This window comes from Glaciecola punicea (genome assembly GCF_001756615.1).
Taxonomy (GTDB): Bacteria; Pseudomonadota; Gammaproteobacteria; order Enterobacterales; family Alteromonadaceae; genus Glaciecola; species Glaciecola punicea.
The window spans coordinates 40142-60718 of the sequence record NZ_LZXY01000013.1 but is presented as its reverse complement, the minus strand read 5'-3'; the positions used below and the strand labels follow the sequence as shown (position 1 = coordinate 60718).

20 protein-coding genes are annotated in these 20577 nt (G+C 42.0%); 11 read left to right on the top strand and 9 right to left on the bottom strand.

Translation table 11 applies throughout. The features are described from left to right. Positions 1 to 18: 18 nt before the first annotated feature. From BAE46_RS13060 to BAE46_RS13040, 5 genes are all read right to left on the bottom strand, one after another. A complete protein-coding gene (locus BAE46_RS13060; RefSeq protein ID WP_070113128.1) occupies positions 19 to 987 on the bottom strand; it encodes an efflux RND transporter periplasmic adaptor subunit in 969 nt (322 codons plus the stop codon). Positions 988 to 989: 2 nt separating this feature from the next. After that, positions 990 to 2324 (bottom strand): TolC family protein, encoded by a 1335-nt coding sequence (locus BAE46_RS13055; protein ID WP_171901036.1) that lies wholly within the window; start codon positions 2322 to 2324, stop codon positions 990 to 992. An 84-nt stretch (positions 2325 to 2408) separates the two neighbouring features. Beyond that, a complete protein-coding gene (locus BAE46_RS13050) occupies positions 2409 to 2789 on the bottom strand; it encodes a hypothetical protein (protein WP_040519932.1) in 381 nt (126 codons plus the stop codon). A 93-nt stretch (positions 2790 to 2882) separates the two neighbouring features. Beyond that, on the bottom strand, positions 2883 to 3785 hold the full coding sequence (locus BAE46_RS13045; RefSeq protein ID WP_070113126.1) for a cation diffusion facilitator family transporter: 903 nt from the start codon (positions 3783 to 3785) through the stop codon (positions 2883 to 2885). After that, entirely contained in the window at positions 3766 to 4110 is a 345-nt protein-coding gene (locus BAE46_RS13040; RefSeq protein ID WP_006002792.1) for a DUF3703 domain-containing protein, read from the bottom strand. Before BAE46_RS13040 ends, BAE46_RS13045 begins: the two co-directional genes overlap by 20 nt. Positions 4111 to 4259: 149 nt before the next feature. Between BAE46_RS13040 and BAE46_RS13035 the strand changes: the two genes are divergently transcribed. Beyond that, the gene (locus BAE46_RS13035; protein WP_006002794.1) at positions 4260 to 4445 is read left to right on the top strand and encodes a MerR family transcriptional regulator; all 186 of its coding nucleotides are present in this window, start codon (positions 4260 to 4262) and stop codon (positions 4443 to 4445) included. Positions 4446 to 4550: 105 nt separating this feature from the next. Here BAE46_RS13035 and BAE46_RS13030 read toward each other — a convergent pair whose 3' ends face one another. The 4 genes from BAE46_RS13030 to BAE46_RS13015 form a co-directional block, all read right to left on the bottom strand. Continuing rightward, positions 4551 to 5141 carry a class I SAM-dependent methyltransferase gene (locus tag BAE46_RS13030; protein ID WP_070113124.1) on the bottom strand — a complete coding sequence of 197 codons (591 nt, stop codon included), beginning with the start codon at positions 5139 to 5141 and terminating at the stop codon, positions 4551 to 4553. Between the two features lie 5 nt (positions 5142 to 5146). Beyond that, complete coding sequence (locus BAE46_RS13025; RefSeq protein WP_070113122.1) at positions 5147 to 5638, bottom strand: amidohydrolase family protein; 492 nt, start codon at positions 5636 to 5638, stop codon at positions 5147 to 5149. Positions 5639 to 5815: 177 nt separating this feature from the next. Continuing rightward, on the bottom strand, positions 5816 to 6880 hold the full coding sequence (locus tag BAE46_RS13020) for a homoserine dehydrogenase (protein ID WP_006002801.1): 1065 nt from the start codon (positions 6878 to 6880) through the stop codon (positions 5816 to 5818). A gap of 55 nt (positions 6881 to 6935) precedes the next feature. Further along, positions 6936 to 8372, bottom strand: a complete 1437-nt coding sequence (locus BAE46_RS13015; protein ID WP_070113120.1) for an aldehyde dehydrogenase family protein — start codon at positions 8370 to 8372, stop codon at positions 6936 to 6938. Positions 8373 to 8531: 159 nt separating this feature from the next. Here BAE46_RS13015 and BAE46_RS13010 point away from each other — a divergent pair, with 159 nt between their 5' ends. From BAE46_RS13010 to BAE46_RS12960, 10 genes are all read left to right on the top strand, one after another. After that, positions 8532 to 9008, top strand: a complete 477-nt coding sequence (locus tag BAE46_RS13010; protein WP_006002806.1) for an Lrp/AsnC family transcriptional regulator — start codon at positions 8532 to 8534, stop codon at positions 9006 to 9008. A 356-nt stretch (positions 9009 to 9364) separates the two neighbouring features. After that, on the top strand, positions 9365 to 9595 hold the full coding sequence (locus BAE46_RS13005; protein WP_006002808.1) for a hypothetical protein: 231 nt from the start codon (positions 9365 to 9367) through the stop codon (positions 9593 to 9595). Between the two features lie 390 nt (positions 9596 to 9985). Continuing rightward, positions 9986 to 12262 (top strand): TonB-dependent receptor, encoded by a 2277-nt coding sequence (locus BAE46_RS13000; RefSeq protein ID WP_070113150.1) that lies wholly within the window; start codon positions 9986 to 9988, stop codon positions 12260 to 12262. A 676-nt stretch (positions 12263 to 12938) separates the two neighbouring features. Continuing rightward, positions 12939 to 13793: a purine-nucleoside phosphorylase gene (locus BAE46_RS12990; protein WP_070113116.1), complete on the top strand. Its 855-nt coding sequence runs from the start codon at positions 12939 to 12941 to the stop codon at positions 13791 to 13793. Next, on the top strand, positions 13780 to 15132 hold the full coding sequence (locus tag BAE46_RS12985) for an amidohydrolase family protein (protein ID WP_006002812.1): 1353 nt from the start codon (positions 13780 to 13782) through the stop codon (positions 15130 to 15132). The genes BAE46_RS12990 and BAE46_RS12985 overlap by 14 nt, the downstream gene beginning before the upstream one ends. 2 nt (positions 15133 to 15134) lie before the next feature. Then, positions 15135 to 16187 (top strand): S-methyl-5-thioribose-1-phosphate isomerase, encoded by a 1053-nt coding sequence (gene mtnA / locus BAE46_RS12980; RefSeq protein WP_006002813.1) that lies wholly within the window; start codon positions 15135 to 15137, stop codon positions 16185 to 16187. A gap of 2 nt (positions 16188 to 16189) precedes the next feature. Continuing rightward, on the top strand, positions 16190 to 17113 hold the full coding sequence (locus BAE46_RS12975; RefSeq protein WP_006002814.1) for a transketolase: 924 nt from the start codon (positions 16190 to 16192) through the stop codon (positions 17111 to 17113). After that, positions 17113 to 18120, top strand: coding sequence for a transketolase family protein (locus tag BAE46_RS12970; protein WP_006002815.1), 1008 nt, complete (start codon positions 17113 to 17115; stop codon positions 18118 to 18120). The genes BAE46_RS12975 and BAE46_RS12970 overlap by 1 nt, the downstream gene beginning before the upstream one ends. Further along, positions 18117 to 19271 carry a RuBisCO large subunit C-terminal-like domain-containing protein gene (locus BAE46_RS12965; RefSeq protein ID WP_070113114.1) on the top strand — a complete coding sequence of 385 codons (1155 nt, stop codon included), beginning with the start codon at positions 18117 to 18119 and terminating at the stop codon, positions 19269 to 19271. Before BAE46_RS12970 ends, BAE46_RS12965 begins: the two co-directional genes overlap by 4 nt. A 40-nt stretch (positions 19272 to 19311) precedes the next feature. After that, on the top strand, positions 19312 to 20523 hold the full coding sequence (locus tag BAE46_RS12960; RefSeq protein ID WP_070113112.1) for a NupC/NupG family nucleoside CNT transporter: 1212 nt from the start codon (positions 19312 to 19314) through the stop codon (positions 20521 to 20523). The last annotated feature ends 54 nt before the right edge of the window (positions 20524 to 20577 follow it).

Below are 20577 nucleotides of genomic sequence, written 5' to 3'. Positions count from 1 at the left end.
AACGTGATGGATAATGAATTAGTGATCATGACCGGCCTCCGACTTTTCTAGATCCGCTTTGAGCAAGTAACTATTTAGACTCACAATACGCTCGCCATTTTGTAGGCCATTGACTATTTCAATATTCATATTGTCTGTGGTGCCTAATAGGACGGGGCGAGGGTGATATTCATTGTGCCCTTCACGTACACTACTCTTTAGCACAAACACGACTGACTTTTCTTCGAACGTTTGAATAGCGGTTTTTGGAATAAGTAGAGCGACATCACTTGTTGCAACCGTGATCTGCCCACTTACTAGCGCACCTACCGGCCACTGGCCGTCTTTGTTATTGACTCTGATATATGCAAGCGTATAAGGCTTACCATCGGGCGAGGGCGCAATGTGGCTAATGGTAGATGATTGCTTTACACCAGTATGAGTTAGCATGACTTGTTGACCGGCTTTAACGGATGACAACTGTTTAGGAAATACCTTTAATCGCGCCCATACATCATCATAATTGGCAATGGAAAACAGGATCTGTCCGTTTGATAGTTCGCCTGCATTGGCATGCCTAGCAATCACATTGCCAGAAAATGGTGAGGTGATTTTGTATTGCTTCAAACTTTCATTTGATTCAACTGTGGCAAGCGTATCGCCTAGTTTGACACTATCACCAAGATTCACGGTAACGGCGGAAATTACGCCATCAAACCTTGCTCTAATATGGCTAAGCGAGGCAGGATCGGTGATGACATCGCCATAGGCAGTCGCCAAGATCTGGAGTTGTCCACTCGTTACTGCCATAGTTTGCAAGCCATTGGCGTTTGCCATCTCGGCGGATAGGGTGACAAATTCGTCGGCATGAGCGTATTCATTTGATTGCGCACTTTCACCTGCAAGCGTCGCAAAACAAAGCATCGCTAGACAGACAAGTACGAATAAGCGCAATGGCATTGCTACATCGTGTGACAATGTTTGTGATAGTTTAACAGTATAGTTCATGATTACTTCTCAATAAAAATAGTGGTAAAAGGCGCCGGTTGAGCGCGCAACAGGATAGGTTGGCCGGTAAGTGCTTCTATATCTGCGCCGCGCTGGTGCGCGTTTTTAGCGGATTGGATAAGGGCTTGTTGGGCTTGCAGCATGTCTTGCCTCGTTGATACCCATTCTAAATAGCTGAACCTACCGTCTGAATACGCCTGTTCAACCATGACCAAGGCTTCTTGTAGTGGGGGAATAATGTCGTTTTGAAACGTTTCCACTTTAAGTAAGGCACGATTTCTGGCATCTAGCGCTTGATTCACTTGATGATACAAGCTGCGCAAACTGGCTTGCTTTTGTTGCTCAATTTGGTCAAGCCTTGCCTTTTGAGCCTCATACTGGCCTAAGTTACGCTGCTGACTGAACAGCGGAACACTTGCACCGGCAACAAAGGCGGATTCATCGATACCGTTAATTCGCCGAATGCCCGCTGACCAAGAAATATTTGGTTTATCACCGGTTTGGGTGAGGCGTAACTGTGCATCCTGCACACGCGTTTGCTGCGCATACTCTTGTATGTAGGGACTCATCGAAAGTGCTGATATGAGGTCGTTAAGCGGCGGTGAAGCCGTTAACGAAAACAAATTTCCGGTTACTCGCGTAAACGCAGGCGTTTTGTCTCCCCACATAATGGCTAAACTGTTGATGCTCGCTTGCAGGCTTTGGTTTGCGGTAAGCACACTGAGTCTAGTCTGAGCTAAGGCCGCTTGGGCACGTTTGATTTCTAATTGTGGAGACGCACCCGCCTCGACTCTTGTTAAGACCGCTTGATAGGTATAACGCGCTAATTGTTCCGCATCATTTACCATACTCACGGTTTCTTGTTGCGCAAGCACATCAATATAGCGGCGCATTACCTCGCTTAAAATATCAAGTGAGCGCACTTTCTTTTGAACAATCACTTGTTGGCGTTGTGCGTGGGTAATGCGTTTTCTCGCATCCACCTTGTCCCCCAGCTCAATGACGGATGACAAAGTGAGGGTAAGCTCTGCATCTGTGATGCCAGAGACTTCACTGTTACCCAAGAAATTCTCAAGCTCTACGCCGAGGGAATAGCCAGGGCGTAGTTCAGCGGTTTTAGCGTCACCCGCCACAATCTGTCGTTTGAAGTCGAATTCATGTAGCTGCGGATTATTGGCTAATGTTTGCTTAATTGCGCGCTCTAGGGTGATGGGAAAGGCCTCTGCGGGTTCGTTTTGGACCGCATAAGTATTGCTTACTGCACCCATGGCAAGCGCACTGGCACCTAACACCCATAGGCATAGGTAAAGGTATTCGTTCATAAAAGAATATTTCATTGTGTATCCAAATTAAATTAATGAATGCATGCGCATCGCGATGTAAATTACGTTCGCGTTTTGCAAATGTTAATTAAGAAAGGATTACTGTTTTGGGGGGCGTAATAATCGACTGACTTGGCCGTCAATCATGATTTTGAAATAGAAAAATTGATGTAACTGCGCAGCCAACAGGATTTTTCCAGAATGTTGCTGAATGAACCATTGTGCATGGGTGCCGTGGCAGTGACCGCAGTGATGGCAGTCGGCTGAGTTGTGGTGTTTCGTAGATTTACTTGTGCCGTCATCAACATCAATGTCTTGGAGCGGTATTGCCGCTATTTTATCATCTATACTGTGCTGGTGTTCTTGTTGCAGATGTTCTTTATCAATGACATGAAAGTCTAACGAACTGGCGACGGCAGAAAACGACTGAAACAAAATCAGCAGTATTGTGCAGTATCCGATTATTCGTCGACGTATCATTTATAAGCCATGGTTAAAATCATATTCATTTCAGACGGCACTATAGTCGAAATCGAAGAGCTTGAAAAGCCCACCATGATTACTTTCGTATAGTTACGCATCTGTATTGTCATCTCGGCATTGTTCATCAGCAAACTCTAGCTCAATCGTCGTATGGACAAATTCAAATACGGCAAGCTCCTCTTGAAGCTGACGTTTAAGCGTTTGCATTTGTAAGACAGTAACCCCGTTAGGTAACACTAAGTGCGCCGTCATCACGTTTTGTTCGCCGTCCAGTGACCATATATGGAAGTGATGAAGCGCGTCTACCTCTGATTTTGATAGTAATACGCTGCGCACTTTCTCAACTTGCTCTCTATCGGGTGTTGCTTGCAAAAACAGCAAGAGTGTCTCTTTCAAATTGCGGACAACATTAAATAAGATAAACAAGGTAAATCCGATGGATAATATAGGGTCTAGTATGGGCCATGGTTTAAACATCAAAACTATCGATACAATAAAAACGGCCACCCAACCAAGCATATCTTCAAGTAAGTGCCAGTTAAGAACACGTTCATTCAAAGAATCACCATCGCTTAATTTGTAGGCAGCAAACCCATTTACCGCCATTCCGAATATGGACAACAGCAACATGCCTTCAGCGTTTGGCATTTGGGGTTCAGTGAGTCGAGGAATAGCTTCAAATAATATCCACACAGAACCTACAGTGAGCACTAAGCCGTTAATCAACGCACCTAGCAATGAAAAGCGTTTATAGCCATAAGAGAAGGTGTTGTTAGCCTCTTTATCGCCGAGTTTATTAAGTATCCATGCGGTGCCAATAGACAAACTATCGCCTAAATCATGTACGGCATCGGCCATGATGGCGGTACTGTTTGTTAGCCAGCCCCCAATAAATTCGATTATAGTGAAGGCAACATTAAGAAAAAACGCCCATCCAATGCGTTTCGATGCATTATCGCCACTTGCGTGATGGCTATGGTCGTGACTGTGCATGTTTAATTCTCGCTATAGTCTCTTTGTTTTTTTCTGATATAGGCATCTGTCTAAACCGATTGACGTTGGCTCCACCGGTATTGCCTGTGGGAATGAGTCCTATCGCCGTTTTAGTGAACGCGTCGATAAGTCTACATAGTTGCCACATGACTTCTTTGTAATTACGCATTGAGAGTCCATGTCGCAACATTTTAAGATGCACAAGCGAATGAAAATATGTCGACTGCTGCCCGATAACATGAGCATCTTCAAGTAAAGCAAAGCTTTTATTGTATTCACGGCGCAACTGCGCCTGTGAAGCTGGGTTTAGCTTGTCTTCAATCATAATACTGTCTTTTGCAAAGCATCATTAATTTGTACCTTGCAACCACATCCACGCATATTGAGCTCTCGTATTGCAATTGAATAGGAAGATTATGAAGTCTATATATTGAATGTAGAGTCAATAGCTTAATGGGGCCTTTGTGAAAATTGATGCGTATTCAAAAAAAACTGGCTGTTCAATACAAACAATTCGATACTATCAACGAGCATCTTGCAGAAGTAAGCGCTCGGATTGAAGAGTTAAACGCATTAAAAGTGACCTTACTGGAAATGTCGAGTACGTGTGATGATGATGGTGATGGTAAAATAAAAGACTGCGGTGTTTTGAAAATCTGACTGAATAAGCTGCTAAATAAACGTAAATATTAAAACAATTTAAAGCAAGCTCAATAAATGGGTCTGCGTCTAGATTTTAGATATTAACACTACTACTAATGAAAGTTATAAATTCGTCTGAGAAATCAGGCTTATTTTTTTGCATGTATATACAAAAGCTGGTGGTAAATTATTCGCTGTGAATTGTATAGAAATTGAACTGAAGATCTTAATTAGCAATTTCCTTGCATTTAAAGAGTACTGAAACTGAATATATTTCCCTTCTGGTTTTAATGCAATTTCAGCAGACTTCAGTATGCGCATTGTTAATTTTTGATCGAAATTTGTCAATGGCAAAGAGGAAATAATGACATCGGCAAATTCTTTACCGTCAGCCTTCAAATATTTTCTCACATTTGCTGCACTGTCATTAATCACTTGAATTCTCTCATCATTTTCGAATTCCTTTTGCAACTTGACATAAAAAGGACTATGTAATTCGAAAATATATAAACTCGCATTTGGATTCATTTCTTCAATTATCCGACGCGTAAAAACACCCGTACCAGGACCAAATTCGACTATAACATCTGAATTTTTAAAGTTTACATTTTTCAACATTTTTTTTGCCAAAGATTCAGAACTTGGTCGAATAGCTCCAACGGTTTTGCGTTCTTTAAAAAATTCTTTTAGAAAATTGTTTTTCTTCTTATCCAAGGGGTCTATTTATTTAAAGTAAGTGTGTTAATCTTGCCAATTCCGCTTGCTTTTCCTTTCTTTTTTTGACCAAAGAAGGAAGATTTTTCACTTTTTGAAAGGTTTGTTTCTTTATCTAATTTCCATTCAATTGTAGGCTCGAAAATTGTCAAGTCAGTAATATTGTTTTCATTTATACTTGTGTCTGCCTCAAAATTAGCCATTTTTCGTGGTTGAGATGAAATTTTATCGATAAAATCTGATTGGTCCATGCTGTTCTTTTCGATTAGTGAAGCATAAATACTGTGTAAGGCTATACTACCAAATCCAGCATTGTCAAATTCAATATCTTTTTCTTCTATCGTTTTTTGTTGATGATTAGAAACAATGCAATAAATTGTTCCATGTTTATTTCCTTCCCAAAGTGCTAATTTATTTACTTCTGTGTGACAAGAAAGAAGACTTTGTGATTGGTTAAATTTATTGTTCGCAATTGTCGCTAACTTTTCAAATTCCATTGTTGATAGACTTCCATTGCAGTTAATCTGAGCCAGAACAAAATTGAATTGAGCTAACTTTATTTAAAAAAATAGGCCATTTTATACTCAGGTGATGTTATCAGTCCGCTATCCAGCTATTAATTCTTAGCTCACCAAGGTATGCAGTTACTGGTGTCTGCGATACCTTGACAGTGGCTATTGGCTATTTAGTCTATATTCTCTATACGCAGGTGCGCTTCTATGTATTGAAAGAATATCTTCAATAACGGCATAGCCTGTCTCCATACCCCCAGCTCCCGGACCAATTAAGGTAATATCACCTAATAATTCAGTTGAATAAGTAATAGCATTTGTTGCACCGTTAATAAATGCTAATGGATGATCACTAGAGACCATTTCAGGCTTAACTGATGCGATGAATCCGGTGTCCCTTTTTTGAACTGAACCAATTAATTTCCAATATTTATTAGACTTGGTCGCATTGGAAATATCAACATTTGTTATGTGGCTAATGCCTGTTCTATCTATATCATCTAAGGTAAGGGATAAATCCATTAAAAGATTACCAAGAATAACTACTTTTGCTGCAGTATCGTGCCCTTCAACATCACCTGTAGGATCTGCTTCTGCATACCCAAGTTCTTGAGCCTTTTTTAAAGCAACCTCATAATCAGCTCCTGTGGACATCTCTCCTAATATGTAATTTGTTGTTCCATTAAGAATTCCTTGGATTTTTGTAATTCCTGCTGCTAATAACATTCCCTTGCCCAAGTGAATTGAAGGAGTTCCACTCATTACAGTCCCTTCAATGCCTATTTGAACATTTTTGCTAGACGCTAATTTATGTAGTTCAGGAAAATGTAAAGCAACAGGTCCTTTATTCGTCATAGAAACATGCATACCATTATTTAATGCTCGCTTAACGTGGCTTAACGCAGGTTCTCCTGTTTTAAGATCGGTAAAAGCAAGCTCTATTAGAATATCAGCTCCACTATTATCAATCATCTCAATAGCATTCCATCCAGTGATAGGAGCAGATGTACTTTTTAAATCTCCATACTTTTCAATATCAGATAATAGAATCTCAGGATCCAAACCGCTACTATTTGCAATGCTGCCTTTATATAAGTCGCATACCGCAACAATACTCAATTCTATACCAAACTTTTTACTTAACAATTCGTTTTTATCACGAATTATTTTGGCTAATCCTTGCCCGACATTACCGAAACCGATTATTGCCAATTTGTATTTCTTCATTTTATACTTCCTGTTTTCGATACTTTTTTATTTATTAACTGATAGTTTGATGGCCTTATTTTCGTAAATTAAAACAGTACGTTTTTATATCTGTCATTTCTTTAATGGCACTCATAACGCCTTCTCTCCCAACACCCGATCCCTTTACACCTCCAAATGGCATTGCATCTATTCGATAGTCGCTACTGTCATTTATCATTACGCCACCACATTCAATGGCATCTGCAATTTCAAAAGCTAATGCAAGGTTATTAGTAAAAACACCTGCTTGTAAGCCAAAATCTACATTATTAGCTTGCGCTATTGCTTCTGCCTTATCTGAAAATCGATATAAAACGGTGACTGGACCAAATACTTCTTCTTTGGCTATTAAGCAATCATTGCTAACATTTGACAAAACCGTAGGCTGAAAAAAGTTTCCCTCTCTATTGCCTCCAGACAGCAACGTAGCGTTTTTCTCAATAGCATCCTGTACCATTGACTCAACTTTACGAGCGGCATTTTCATTAATCATAGGACCCATTTGTGTATGTTCAGAGAGTTTGTCTCCCATTAAGATACTTTTTGCTCGATTACAAAATTCTTTAGCAAATTGTTCAAATTGTGCATCTTGAATAAAAATTCTTTGAACATGTAAACAGTTTTGACCTGCTGCTGAAAAAGCACCACTGACACATGCCTCCATTGCCATCTCTAAATTTGCATCATTCATGATTATTACAGGGCAATTACTTCCAAGCTCCATCGATATTTTCTTTAGACCTGCGAGGCCTAAAATTCTTTCACCTACTTTTCTCCCTCCCGTAAATGAAATCATATTAACGCGAGGGTCTGAAACAATAATATCGCCTATAGCTGCTCCATATCCTGTAACCAAGTTTAAAACACCATGCGGTAGAGCTGTGTTATTGAATAGTTCTACGAGCATTTTTGCTACAGTAGGTGTCTCATGGTGAGGCATCAATATCACTGAGTTTCCTGCGGCTATAGCTGGTCCTATTTTATGAGCAACTAAGTTTAATGGATCGTTAAAGGGTGTAATTGCAGCAATTACACCCAGAGGGATTCTGCGATAATATCCAAACCTATTCTCAGAACCTTGCGCCTGATCAAACGCAATTGTTTCTCCAGTTAATCTGCGTGCTTCTTCAGCGCTAATTCGAATTGTGTCTATAGACCGAGACACTTCTTTTCTCGCTTCATTAATTGTTTTAATGCCTTCACGTGCAATCATTTGAGCGAACAGTTCTTTCTTATTCTGTAAATTATCAGCAACTTCATTAAGCACTAACATTCGCATATTAGTAGAAAGCTCCTTGGCTTTTTGGGCGCCTATTACTGCTGCTTTAATTATCGATTCAACTTCACTCACTGAGTTATTCGTAACCATTGAGACTAAACTACCATCCTGCGGGTTTAATACTTTTATTTTTGCTTGTGCGCTGACTTCATTTTCATTAGTTGGCAGTATTTGACTTTGTGTAGCAGGCATAGAGAAATTCCTCGATTAATTATGTAATAACTTAAAGACATTCTATCTAGACATCGTAATACTCATGTATCATGTTTTTGTGTTTATCAGAGATTATTAATCACTTAATTAAAAACAATGATACTATTATATTATTGAGCTGTGAAAGTAAGTGTAATTATGGAATTAAGTAAACATGACTTGGAAATATTAAGATTATTGCAAATAAATGCAAAAACTAGCGTAGAAAGACTTTCTGAAGAAGCTGGATTATCAGTAGCAAGCATAAAACGTCGCTTAAAACGTTTGAGAGATAATAGAGTCATCTCACAGGAAGTAGCAATAATTTCTCCTAATTGTGTTAATCAATCAATGACCTTTATTATATCTGTACAGTTAAATAGAAATTATAGTGATTGTTTTAATTACTTTAAAATAAAAGTGAAAAACAACATTAATATACAGCAGTGCTATTACATCACCGGCGATGCTGACTTCGTACTCATTGTTACTGCAAAAGATATGGAAAACTTTGAAGAGTTTACCCAATTATTCTTTTTTAGTGACAATGCTGTTCTACATTTTAAAACGTCTGTTGTTATGGGACGGACAAAGGTTAGTTTAGCATTACCTCTCAATTGTGTAGATGTATCATAGCGGCTTTTGTCGAACTAGAGTGCTTACAGGCGACATAAGCCATTAATTTACTGCCGCGAATGATTAGCGCAATTTAGATTATAAAAAACCGAATCCTCGCCTAAATATTGTTGTTACGGACTTTATAAAGTAAGGGTTATTTCTTTCGCTCTCTAATTGTTTGGCTAGTGCATAGCTAAATTGGCGAAGAACGCCATACTGAATGCTCACGCAGTCCCTAATGAATTCGCTAATGACTTAGCAACCTAAAGCCTATCCTCACATCGTGAGAAGTAAACAAGTAAATTTTCTATTGCATAAAGAAGAAAATATGCTAATCTTAAAGAAAATGTTCATCTATTTTACATTTGTAAGACATGAAAAAAGAGCAGTTAGCAAAACTCAATGAGACCCAAGTGTATATTCAAGCACTCACCAATATTAGCCCTATGTACGGTTTAGTTCTTGGCTCAGGCCTTGGTGAGTTAGCCTGCGCCTTAGACGAATTTTTTACATCGAATACAAAGATATCCCACATTTCCCAGTACCCAGAGCGCCAAGCCATAAAGGGCGTTTATGCTTTGGCTAATTATCAGGTATGTCGTTAGTGTCAATGCAAGGACACGTAAATATCTTCAAAGCTTATACGCCGCAAGACCTTGGGTCTCCTGTTTATGTTATGAAACAGTTAGGTATTTAAAATATTGTGCTAACAAACGCCGCAGGATGCTTGAAACGAAGCTTTAATTCATCTTGTGTTAAGAATATATGATTGCCACACAATAAAAATTGTATTTTTGTTCATTTATTACCGCAGATTTGCTATGCCGTGCTATCACTAGTTTGGTTTGCTCAGCTTTATGCTGAGTTTTTTTGCGCTCTCAATTAATATTTGCAGCAGTAGTACAAGCCACAAAACCTTGAACGAATACAAAATAAAAATATTGCGCTACACAACACTCTTTGCAAAAGTCTACACTAAAAAGGTTACTAACCACATGATATTAATGAAAAGAACTACCCTGGCGATCCTAATCAATGCAAGCTTATTTTCTGCAGTAGCAGGCACTTCATTTGCTTCTTTAGCAAAACAACAAGAAGAAACAGACAACAAAAGTAAGCAACTCGAAGTGATTCAAATTACCGCACGTAAACGCGTAGAGAACGCGCAAGAAGTACCTATAGCGGTAACGGCGCTGCAAGGCGATGCGCTAAACGCGTATAACTCAGCAGGAATGGATATTCGCTTCATGAATGCAAAAATTCCCAGCCTAAGCATTGAGTCTTCATTCGGCCGTGCGTTCCCGCGTTTTTATATTCGCGGTTTAGGCAATTCCGATTTCGATTTAAATGCCTCGCAGCCCGTTTCATTAGTAATTGACGATGTGGTGCAAGAAAATGCCATTCTGAAAGGCTTCCCCGTATTTGATGTGGCACGTGTAGAGGTGTTGCGCGGTCCACAGGGCACACTGTTTGGTCGTAATACTCCCGCCGGCCTAGTTAAATTTGATACGGTTAAGCCGAGCCAAGAATTTGAAGGCTATGCGTCGGTATCGTATGGCAGCCGCGGCGCTATTGATATGGAAGGCGCGGTAGGCGGGGCCTTAAGCGATAACATTTCGACTCGTGTGTCGTTGCTATGGCAAGATAAAGACCCTTACATTGACAATCGTGCGCCAGGTTTGGAAGCTAAAGACCAACTAGGCGGTTACACCGAGCAAGCCGCACGTATTCAATTTTTGTATGAGGGCAACGATTTCACCGGTTTATTGAACTACCACACGCGTGACTTAGACGGTACCCCTATTGTATTTCGTGCTAATGCGATTAAAGCTGGCAGCAACGACTTAGTTGATGGCTATGAGCACGATGTTATGTTTCAAGATGGTGCTGCTAGGGCTTCTATTGAAGGACAGTCGCAGGGCGCAAGTCTAAAACTTGAGTGGGAGTTTGAGAGTTACACTGTTACCTCAATCTCTGCTTGGGAAAGTGCCGAAATACTCGCTCATGGGGACGTTGATGGTGGCTATGGTGCGTCTTTTTTACCTGACTTTATGGGCCCAGGTTTTATTCCCTTCTCATCTGAAACTGCCGATGGTATTCCTGATCAAGATCAATTAACCCAAGAGCTACGCTTGTTAAGTAATTTTGATGATGCCTTGAACTATCAAGTGGGCGTATTCTACTTTGATGAAAAGCTTACCATTGAAAACTTTAGCTACGACTCATTATCAAGCCCTGCTGGAAAATTAAATGGCTATGCAATTCAGCATCAAGATACCACCGCGTGGGCAGTATTTGGCGCAGTTGACTATACCTTAACCGATGCCTTAAAAGTAACTGCCGGCCTACGTTATTCTGACGATGAAAAGGATTTTTCAGCTGATCGCGAAATAAGTCCATTTGGCGCCCCGCCATTACGAATTCAGCGCAGTGTTAGCGACAATCACGTAAGTTGGGATTTATCGGCCACCTATAAAGTCAATGGAAATGTAAACTGGTATAGCCGTGTTGCGAATAGCTTTCGGGCGCCAAGCTTACAAGGACGCATTGTATTTGGCGATGAAGTCACGGTTGCCGATACCGAAACCGTCACGTCTTTCGAAACGGGTATAAAATCAGACGTACTCAATGGCCAAGGTCGGGTAAACGTGAGTATCTTTTACTACACAATGGACGATCAGCAGTTAACCGCCGTGGGTGGTAACGATAACTCGAACCGCTTACTGAATGCTGATAAAACCATCGGTTATGGTTTTGAGGTAGATTCTGAGTGGGTATTAACTGACGAACTTAACGCTACATTTAATATAAGCTATAACAACACTGAGCTTGATGATAGTAGCTTAGCCGTTGCCGTTTGCGCGCAGTGTACAGTAACTAATCCAACCACTTTGGTAAATGGTCAAACATTTGCTTTGCTCGATGGTAACAGCTTACCTCATGCGCCTGAATGGATCTCTAACGCCACCTTGCGCTACAGCAAAGCGCTAGGCGAAGGTAACTTTTTTGCTTATGGTGATATTTCATACCGCAGTGAAATTAACCTGTTCCTTTATGAATCGATAGAGTTTGAAGGTAAAGCATTGCTTGAAAGCGGCTTACGTGCCGGTTATTTATGGGCTCAAGGCGATAAAGAATATGAAGTATCGGCCTTTGTACGTAACTTATTTGACGAGCAACAAGCCATTGGTGCGGTTGACTTTAATAACAATACCGCGCTTGTTAATGAAGAGCGCTACGTGGGAGCCGAGTTTAAAGTAAGGTTCTTTTAATAAGATGATGTAAAACTAGTATTGCTTTAGAAAACAAAAAGCCAGCCTTGCGCAAGCTTTTTCTGTAACAGTTTTTTGGGAACAGTAATGATTGCTTAAGACTTAAAAGATCTTTTGCAGTTTAATTATTTTACCTTCACTAAATGCAGCGTTAGCGAATAATCGGGTACCCTGTGTGTTTAACATGACTGAGGAGCTTTGCAGATAATGCCTAACCTGCCGGCCATTTTCAGTGACTTGCTGCCATGGCTGCCATATTTCAGAGGGATTGCTTGCACAACAGAAAAATGGGGTATTTTCAGGCTTATCACATTAGTTTTCATTTATATTGACCACATCGGCAGCCTTATTCTAACTCCAAATAAGGCTGCCAAACTGCTCGCTTAACTATTCTTCTTCATCAACAATATCATCGTTATTACGATCTAACTAAGAAACGTTTTGGATCGTACCGTTTGGCATAAATCTACAGTTTTTTTCTTGCGCCGAGAATTTTCCTATTAAGCGAAGAACATCATATTAAATGCTCACGCAGCTCCTAATTCACTTGCTAAAGACCTAGCAATATGAAGCTTATCCTCACATAGTGAGAAGTAAACAAGTAAATTTTCTATTGCATAAGTAAAAGAATATGCTAGTGTATTTCAAATGTTCATCTATTTTACATTTGTAACGCATGAAAAAAGAGCAATTAGCAAAAATCAATGAGGCCCAAGCGTATATTCAGGCGCGCACCAATATTAAGCCCATGTGCGGTTTAATTCTTGGCTCAGGCCTTGGCGAATTAGCCGACGCTTTAGACGACTTTTTTTACATCGAATATAAAGATATCCCCCATTTCCCAGTATCAAGTGCGCCAAGCCACAAAGGGCGTTTATGCTTTGGCTACTTATCGGGTGTGCCGTTGGTGTTAATGCAAGGACGCGTGCATACCTACGAAGGCTATACGCCGCAAGACGTTGCGTTTCCTGTTTATGTTATGAAACAGTTAGGTATTAAAAATCTTGTGCTAACAAACGCCGCAGGCGGCGTGAACAAAAGCTTTAAAGTCGGAGATATTATGGTCATAAAAGACCATGTTAATATGCCCGGAATGACAGGTCTCGACCCAACAAGGGGCAGTCATAACGCAGACTTTGGCTCTCGATTTACCTCCCTAAATAATTGCTACGATGCAGAGCTAAGACAGCTTATTAAGGCGGTTGCAGTTAAAATAAAAATGCCACTTCACGAGGGCGTATATTCTTACTTAGTGGGTCCGAGCTTTGAAACACCGGCAGAAATACGCTTTTTAAATCTATTGGGCGTAGATGCAACGGGGATGTCGACTGTTCCAGAAGTGATTGCAGCGCGAAATGCGGGGATTAAAGTACTCGCTTTGAGCTCTATTACAAATATGGCTGTGCACAATGTTGAAGACACTCATATTACCAGCGAAGAAGAGGTTTGGGAAAACGTGGTTGCCATTGTTCCTAAGCTTAAAAAACTGATAGAAACACTGTTGGGGAGATTAAGTCATGAAAAAGGATGAGCGCTTAGATTGTGATCTGATTATTTGCGGTTCGCATGTGGTCACAATGAACAACGAAGAGCAGGTGCTTGAAGACGCCGCTGTTGTGGTAAAACAAGGCAAAATCGTAGAAATTGGCACTAAAAACACGATCATCAATAAATATAAACCTAAAGAACTCCTTGACGTAGCTGAATCTATTGTAATGCCTGGACTTATTAATACTCATACTCATGTTGCCATGACCTTGTTTAGAGGACTTGCCGATGACACTGATCTAGGGTCATTTCTAGACAAGGTATGGGCGGCTGAAACCCATTATATTACCCCCGAGAGCGTTGCCGTGGGCGCAAACCTTGGCTTTGCTGAGATGTTATTGGCAGGCGTGACCTGCTGCGCCGATATGTATTGGTTTCCTGAATCCACCGCGCAATGTGCCAAACAGATTGGCATAAGGCTATTTGCAGGTGAAGTATTCGTCGATTTCCTCGGTGCCGATCATATTAGTCAATGGGACACACGTATAGAGCGTGCTGAAAACTTTATAGCAACATATAAGAATGATGATTTAGTAACGCCCATTTTATGTCCTCACGCCACCTATACCGTGAGCGAAGAACATTTAGCGGCACTCGCGGCACTGGCAAAAAAGCATGATGTGGCCGTGCATATTCACGCCAGCGAAGCTGAATTTGAGATGGATACCGTAAAAAAAATCACCGGTAAAACGCCGATTCAAGTATTAGAATCCGCTGGATTGCTAAATGAAAAAACGTGGATAGCCCATGGCGTACACGTTTCAAAAGAAGATCGCGACACGCTTTTAATGCGCAATACAAAAGTTGCCCATTGCCCCGCTTCGAACATGAAATTAGCGTCAGGTACAGCGCCGGTATGCGACTATTTGAACGAGTCGATAACTGTTAGTTTAGGTACCGACGGTCCTTCTTCAAGTAACGATCTAAACCCATGGATGGCAATGCGTTTAGCTAGCCTGTTACAAAAAAACAGCAATAACGACGCGCTTGCTTTGCCTGCTAAAGAAGTCGTTAAAATGGCTACGCGATACGGTGCCAACACACTTTCGGTGTCTGATAAAATTGGCCAGTTAGCTCCAGGAATGCTAGCCGACATTATTGTTGTACAATGCAATAAACCACATGCTCAGCCAATCTACGATGTCTATTCACACCTCGTTTATAGTGCACGACCAGACGATGTACATTCAGTGGTGGTGAACGGCAAAGTAGTGGTTAACAATAGAAGGTTAGTCAATTTAAACCTACATGAAGTTTCGAAAAAAATGCACGAAATTAAAACAGCTATTTATTCAAACATTTCAACACCCGCACAAGGTTAAGCATGAAAAATTATACAAGTATTGAATGGATTGATGCTAACAAGACTCTGCGCCTGCTTGATCAGTCGGTACTACCGGCAAAAGTGGTTTATAACGATTATACAAGTGCTGGCGACATTGCAACTGCCATAAAAAATATGGTGGTAAGAGGTGCTCCCTTAATAGGCGTGACTGCGGCTTATGGCTTAGTTGTTGAATCGTTTAGAGTGAAGGCCGCTGATATAAGCGAGCTTGCTGATCTCATTGAAAAAGCGGATGTCCTGCTGCGGGCCACACGACCTACTGCGGTGAATTTATTTTGGGCATTAGATGAAATGAAACGCCTTGCGCCGGTATCGAAATTTGAGACGCAAACACAGTACAAGGCAGGCTTATTATCGGCGGCGCAGCAGTTGGCCGAGCAAGACATTCAAATAAACAAAAAAATTGCTCAGCACGCGATGCAGCTTATGCCTAAGAATGCAGTGACCTTTATACATCATTGCAATACTGGCTCGCTGGCCACGGTTGACTACGGAACGGCGCTGGGCGTTATCAGAATGGCCCATGAACAAGGCCTAGCAACCACTGTATTTGTTGACGAAACGCGGCCGCGCTTGCAGGGTGCTAAATTAACTTCATGGGAGCTTAAACAGCTTGGCATAAAGCACTATTTAATCGTGGATGGCGCTTCGTCTAGCGTTATGTCAAACAACAAAGTTGACTTATGTATTGTTGGCTGCGACCGCGTTGCCGCAAACGGTGACGTTGCGAACAAGATTGGCACCTGTAACTTAGCCATTGTGGCGAAAGCGCATAAGGTGCCTTTTTTTGTAGCGGCTCCTTTATCGACTATCGATCTGAATACTTTGTGTCGCAGCGATATTGAAATAGAACAAAGAGACGGCGACGAAGTCACCAATATTGATGGCGCTCAAATTGCGCCTGAAGGGGTCTTAGTATACAACCCCGCTTTTGATGTAACGCCGGCTGAATACATTAGCGCCATTATTACTGAAAAAGGCATCGTGTATCCCCCGTTCCAAGAAAATCTACAAAAATTGAAGGAAGCGTAAATATGGCTAAGCAAGAGTTAAACTGGCTAGAGGATGCAAAATCGGTTGCTGCCAAAATTAGGCTGCGCGGGTTTGATTATGTAATGCAAAATAACGGCGGTTACTTAAGCCAAATTTGTTCATCGGCAGAAATATTTGCTTATCTTTACTGCAAGGGCATGAATTTAGGACCGTCAATAGCGCCCATGGTCCCCGACCCATTTGACTGCGTGCCATCGCAAGGCAAACCGTATTATTCAGGCTCTGATTATAACGGCGAAAAACTGCCTCACTTAGACCGATTTATTTTTTCTCCTGCCCACTACGCCTTAGTATTATATGTGGCGCTTATTGAAGCAAAAAGAATGGCACCTGAAGGGCTCAACGACTTCAACAAAGACGGCAGTACGGTCGAGCTTATTAGCGCTGAACATAGTCCCGGCGCCGAAATAACCTCGGGCTCATTAGCGCAAGCCCTGAGTGTTGCTGGCGGCATCGCGATTGGTCGCAGAATAAAACAAGAAACCGGCAACACATGGGTCATGATGTCTGATGGTGAGTTTCAAGAGGGTCAAACGTGGGAGGCGGTGCAAACGCTGGCGCACTACAAGCTTGATTCAATTAAAGTCATTGTAGACGTAAATGGACAACAATGTGATGGCCCCATAGAAAGTGTGATGTCACTTAGATCATTGCAAAACAAGCTTAATGCCTTTGGTGCCCATGCCGAGGAAGTAGACGGACACGACATGGAAGCCTTTGATAGACTCGCCAACATGGATACGCAAGGAAAACCCCTGTTTATTTTGGCTATTACCGATCCAACCCGCGGCGTCAGTCTTTTGAATACAAAGCGCCCCACTCTGCATTATTTACGTTTTTCGTCTGAAAACGAGAAATTTTCTTTTCAACAAGCTTACGACAAGATGCTCAAGGAGCCACAGTAATGAACTTAGTATCTCGACCACATGTGCAAAATTTCATTGATTGGTGTAAAGATAAACCTGAAGTGCTTGTCCTGACTGCAGACTTATCGAATTCGTGTGAAGTTGGCAAATGGAGAGAAACCTACCCAGAGCGATTTTTTCCGATGGGCATGGCTGAACAAAACATGATGGGCATGGCCGCTGGTCTTGCCCGAGAAGGCTTCACGCCTTTCATTCATACCTTTGCGGTATTTATTTATCGCCGTCCTTATGATCAACTTGCTATGTCAATTGCTTATCCAAATTTGAAAGTTAGGATGATGGCGTTTCTGCCGGGTATTGTCACGCCAGGCGGGGTTACGCACCAAGCGATAGAAGACGTTGCGATTATGCGGGCTACCCCAAATATGACAATTTTTGATACGGGGGATGCAACCGAGGTTGAATCCGTATTAGATATAGCGCAAGCCGTTGACGGCCCTGTATACGTGCGTTTGTTACGAGGTGACATGCCAAGACTTTTCCCTAAAGATGAGCCTATGCAGTTTAACAAAGCACGGGTGCTAAGCACCGGCGACGATATTACTGTGTTGACTTCAAGTATCATTACTGAAGAGGCGCTTAGGGCGGTAAACGTACTTAAAAGCAAAGGCGTTTCAGTTAATCATTTACATATATCAACCTTAAAACCGTTTACAGATCCACTCGTTGTGGAAGCAATAAATCGCGCAAAATATGGCGTGATTACCATGGAAAATCACAGCATTGTGGGTGGTTTGGGCTCTGCTGTAGCCGAAGTAATAGCCGATAACGCCATCCATAGACCTTTGCTAAGGCTCGGACTCAAAGATACTTACGCACACGGTGCGTCTAAAAACTTCCTCATGGAAGAATATGAATTAGATGCTATTGCTCTAGTGCGCGGCGTTGAAAAACTTCTCAAGCGCAATTTATCGATTGAAAAGTCAGATTTAGAGCAGGCGAGAATAGATGATATGAACGCCAGTTCAAAGGTTGAAGCGCTATGATTAAGCACACTTCGGTAGCCATGTCGGGCCAGCGCTTTGTAGTTATCTATCATATTGTAGGAAGTAAAGACGAGGCGCAACGGCGCGCAGAAGCGGTGTGCATTGAACAAACCATCGAATTTCCCGCGGATTTGATAAGTAACGACGATATTCGCCGACATGTTTTTGGTCAAATAGTCCATTTTGACAGCGTTAGCGAAAACATTTGGGAAGCCAAAATTAGTTACGCTTTGGAAGTTACAGGCCATAGTTTAAACGGCTTTTTAAATGTCATGTTCGGCAATACCAGTTTGCAATCGAATATCAAAATAGTCGAGGTATTGTTGCCCGAAAGCTTCACCAAACTTTTCAAGGGTCCACGCTTTGGTATTGATGGCTTGCGCACGCTATGCGATGAGCCAGAGCAGCCTTTGTTTTGCACTGCCCTAAAACCGATGGGTTTATCTAATCAAGCCCTAGCTGCGCAAGCTTATGAATTTGCAAAGGGCGGGATTCATTTAATCAAAGACGATCACGGCATTTTTAATCAACCTTTTTCGCCGTTTCGAGAAAGAGTAAAGCTTTGCGTTGAGGCGGTTAATCGCGCGAATGCTGAAACCGGTATGAACTGCCGCTATACACCAACCTTAAACTCGCCAGCCAATCAAATCTTCGACGACGCTCGCTGGGCCAAAGAGCAAGGTGTAGGTGGCTTTTTAGTTATGCCGGGAATCAGTGGTTTTGATACCATGCGGTGCATTGCCGATGATGGTGACATTAATTTGCCCATTTTAGGGCATCCTTCTATGTTGGGTAGTTGGGTTTCGAGCCCGCAATCGGGCTATTCGCATTATTTTTTATTTGGTCAATTAATGCGCCTAGCAGGCGCCGATACCAGTATTTACCCTAATTTCGGTGGACGCTTTGCATTCAGCGTTGAGCAATGTGAATCGATCGTACAGGGCGCTAGTTGTGATATGGGGCATATTAAGCGAATTATCGCCTCGCCGGGGGGGGGCATGAACTTCAAAAGTGTGCCAAAAATGATTGACGTTTACGGTAAAGACATTATGTTTCTTATTGGCGGCGCCTTGCATCAATCGGGACCCGACATCGCATCTAATTGTAAAGAGTTGAAGCGACTTGTTTTACAACAAACTGCGGCTTTATAATCGTTATTAAGCGTTCACTCCTTAATGTTAAGGCTTTAATATGAATAGTTTAGTAGGCGTAGTTTTGCTCATAGGCATTGCTATTTTGTGCTCGAGCAACCGCCGGGCGATAAACCTTAAAACCATAGGGGTCGCATTTTTGCTGCAGGCGGGCATTGCCGCGCTGGTATTTTATTCTGATCTTGGAAAAAACGCCTTGCAAGCACTGTCGCAGGGCGTAACTCACGTCATCTCTTATGGCAATGTTGGCGTGGAGTTTGTATTTGGCGATTTGGCTCGGCAAAAAGTGGGCTTTGTGGTTGCTCTTAATGTGCTGGCGGTGATCATCTTTTTCTCCGCGCTTATTTCCGTTCTTTACTACTTAAAAATAATGCCGCGCGTGATTGCTGTGCTGGGGGGCGGAATTTCGAAACTGCTAGGCACCAGCAAAACTGAATCGGTATCGGCCGCGGGGAATATTTTTGTTGGATTAACTGAAGCCCCTTTAGTAGTGAAACCCTATATTAGAACCATGACCAAGTCAGAGCTTTTTGCGGTGATGGTGGGTGGTTTAGCCTCAACCGCTGGCGCCATGCTGGCGGGTTATGCAAGCCTTGGAATTGAGGTTAAGCATCTTGTAGCCGCCAGCTTTATGGCGGCGCCAGGGGGGCTGCTTATGGCAAAAATCATCTTTCCCGAAAATGAAACGCCTGTAGACTCAAAACATAATGACTTTTCTGAGCAGCAAGAAGATCAGCCTTCTAGTATATTTGAAGCCATCACTAACGGTGCATTAGCAGGTTTAAAGCTGGCGGCCAGTATCGCAGCGCTGTTAATTGCATTCGTTGCATTAATCGCCATGGTAAATGGTTTATTTGGCTATCTTGGCTCCCTTGCGGGCTATCCGCAGCTGAGTCTGCAAGTTATTTTAGCCTATATATTTTCGCCATTGGCATATGCGATAGGTGTCCCATGGTCAGAAAGCTTAGCAGTTGGGCAGCTGCTTGGCGAAAAACTCGTTGTAAATGAATTTGTTGCGTTTATTAGCCTTCAAGGTATGTCTGACCTGAGTGAGCATTCAAGAATCATTGCGACTTTTGCTTTGTGTGGCTTTGCTAATTTGGGCTCGTTAGCTATCTTACTCGGCGGGCTTGGCACCATGGCGCCCTCGCGACGAGCCGATATATCAAATCTCGGATTAAAAGCGGTATTAGCGGCAACCCTAGCAAACCTAATGAGCGCGGCTTTAGCCGGCTTATTTTTAACAATTTAACGCGGCGTGCACAAAGGCGCACACGCAGAAATAAAACTGAGCATTAATTTTTAT

Excerpts from the sequence above, each read along its gene's own strand:
- BAE46_RS13025 (WP_070113122.1), bottom strand. The coding sequence starts at position 5,638 with ATGGAATTTGAAAAGTTAGCGACAATTGCGAACAATAAATTTAACCAA.
- BAE46_RS13005 (WP_006002808.1), top strand. The coding sequence starts at position 9,365 with ATGAAAAAAGAGCAGTTAGCAAAACTCAATGAGACCCAAGTGTATATT.
- BAE46_RS13060 (WP_070113128.1), bottom strand. The coding sequence starts at position 987 with ATGAACTATACTGTTAAACTATCACAAACATTGTCACACGATGTAGCA.
- BAE46_RS13020 (WP_006002801.1), bottom strand. The coding sequence starts at position 6,880 with ATGAAGAAATACAAATTGGCAATAATCGGTTTCGGTAATGTCGGGCAA.
- BAE46_RS13040 (WP_006002792.1), bottom strand. The coding sequence starts at position 4,110 with ATGATTGAAGACAAGCTAAACCCAGCTTCACAGGCGCAGTTGCGCCGT.
- BAE46_RS13010 (WP_006002806.1), top strand. The coding sequence starts at position 8,532 with ATGGAATTAAGTAAACATGACTTGGAAATATTAAGATTATTGCAAATA.
- BAE46_RS13015 (WP_070113120.1), bottom strand. The coding sequence starts at position 8,372 with ATGCCTGCTACACAAAGTCAAATACTGCCAACTAATGAAAATGAAGTC.
- BAE46_RS13000 (WP_070113150.1), top strand. The coding sequence starts at position 9,986 with ATGATATTAATGAAAAGAACTACCCTGGCGATCCTAATCAATGCAAGC.
- BAE46_RS12990 (WP_070113116.1), top strand. The coding sequence starts at position 12,939 with ATGAAAAAAGAGCAATTAGCAAAAATCAATGAGGCCCAAGCGTATATT.
- BAE46_RS13055 (WP_171901036.1), bottom strand. The coding sequence starts at position 2,324 with ATGAAATATTCTTTTATGAACGAATACCTTTACCTATGCCTATGGGTG.
- mtnA (WP_006002813.1), top strand. The coding sequence starts at position 15,135 with ATGAAAAATTATACAAGTATTGAATGGATTGATGCTAACAAGACTCTG.
- BAE46_RS12965 (WP_070113114.1), top strand. The coding sequence starts at position 18,117 with ATGATTAAGCACACTTCGGTAGCCATGTCGGGCCAGCGCTTTGTAGTT.
- BAE46_RS12985 (WP_006002812.1), top strand. The coding sequence starts at position 13,780 with ATGAAAAAGGATGAGCGCTTAGATTGTGATCTGATTATTTGCGGTTCG.
- BAE46_RS13045 (WP_070113126.1), bottom strand. The coding sequence starts at position 3,785 with ATGCACAGTCACGACCATAGCCATCACGCAAGTGGCGATAATGCATCG.
- BAE46_RS12960 (WP_070113112.1), top strand. The coding sequence starts at position 19,312 with ATGAATAGTTTAGTAGGCGTAGTTTTGCTCATAGGCATTGCTATTTTG.
- BAE46_RS13050 (WP_040519932.1), bottom strand. The coding sequence starts at position 2,789 with ATGATACGTCGACGAATAATCGGATACTGCACAATACTGCTGATTTTG.
- BAE46_RS12975 (WP_006002814.1), top strand. The coding sequence starts at position 16,190 with ATGGCTAAGCAAGAGTTAAACTGGCTAGAGGATGCAAAATCGGTTGCT.
- BAE46_RS12970 (WP_006002815.1), top strand. The coding sequence starts at position 17,113 with ATGAACTTAGTATCTCGACCACATGTGCAAAATTTCATTGATTGGTGT.
- BAE46_RS13035 (WP_006002794.1), top strand. The coding sequence starts at position 4,260 with ATGCGTATTCAAAAAAAACTGGCTGTTCAATACAAACAATTCGATACT.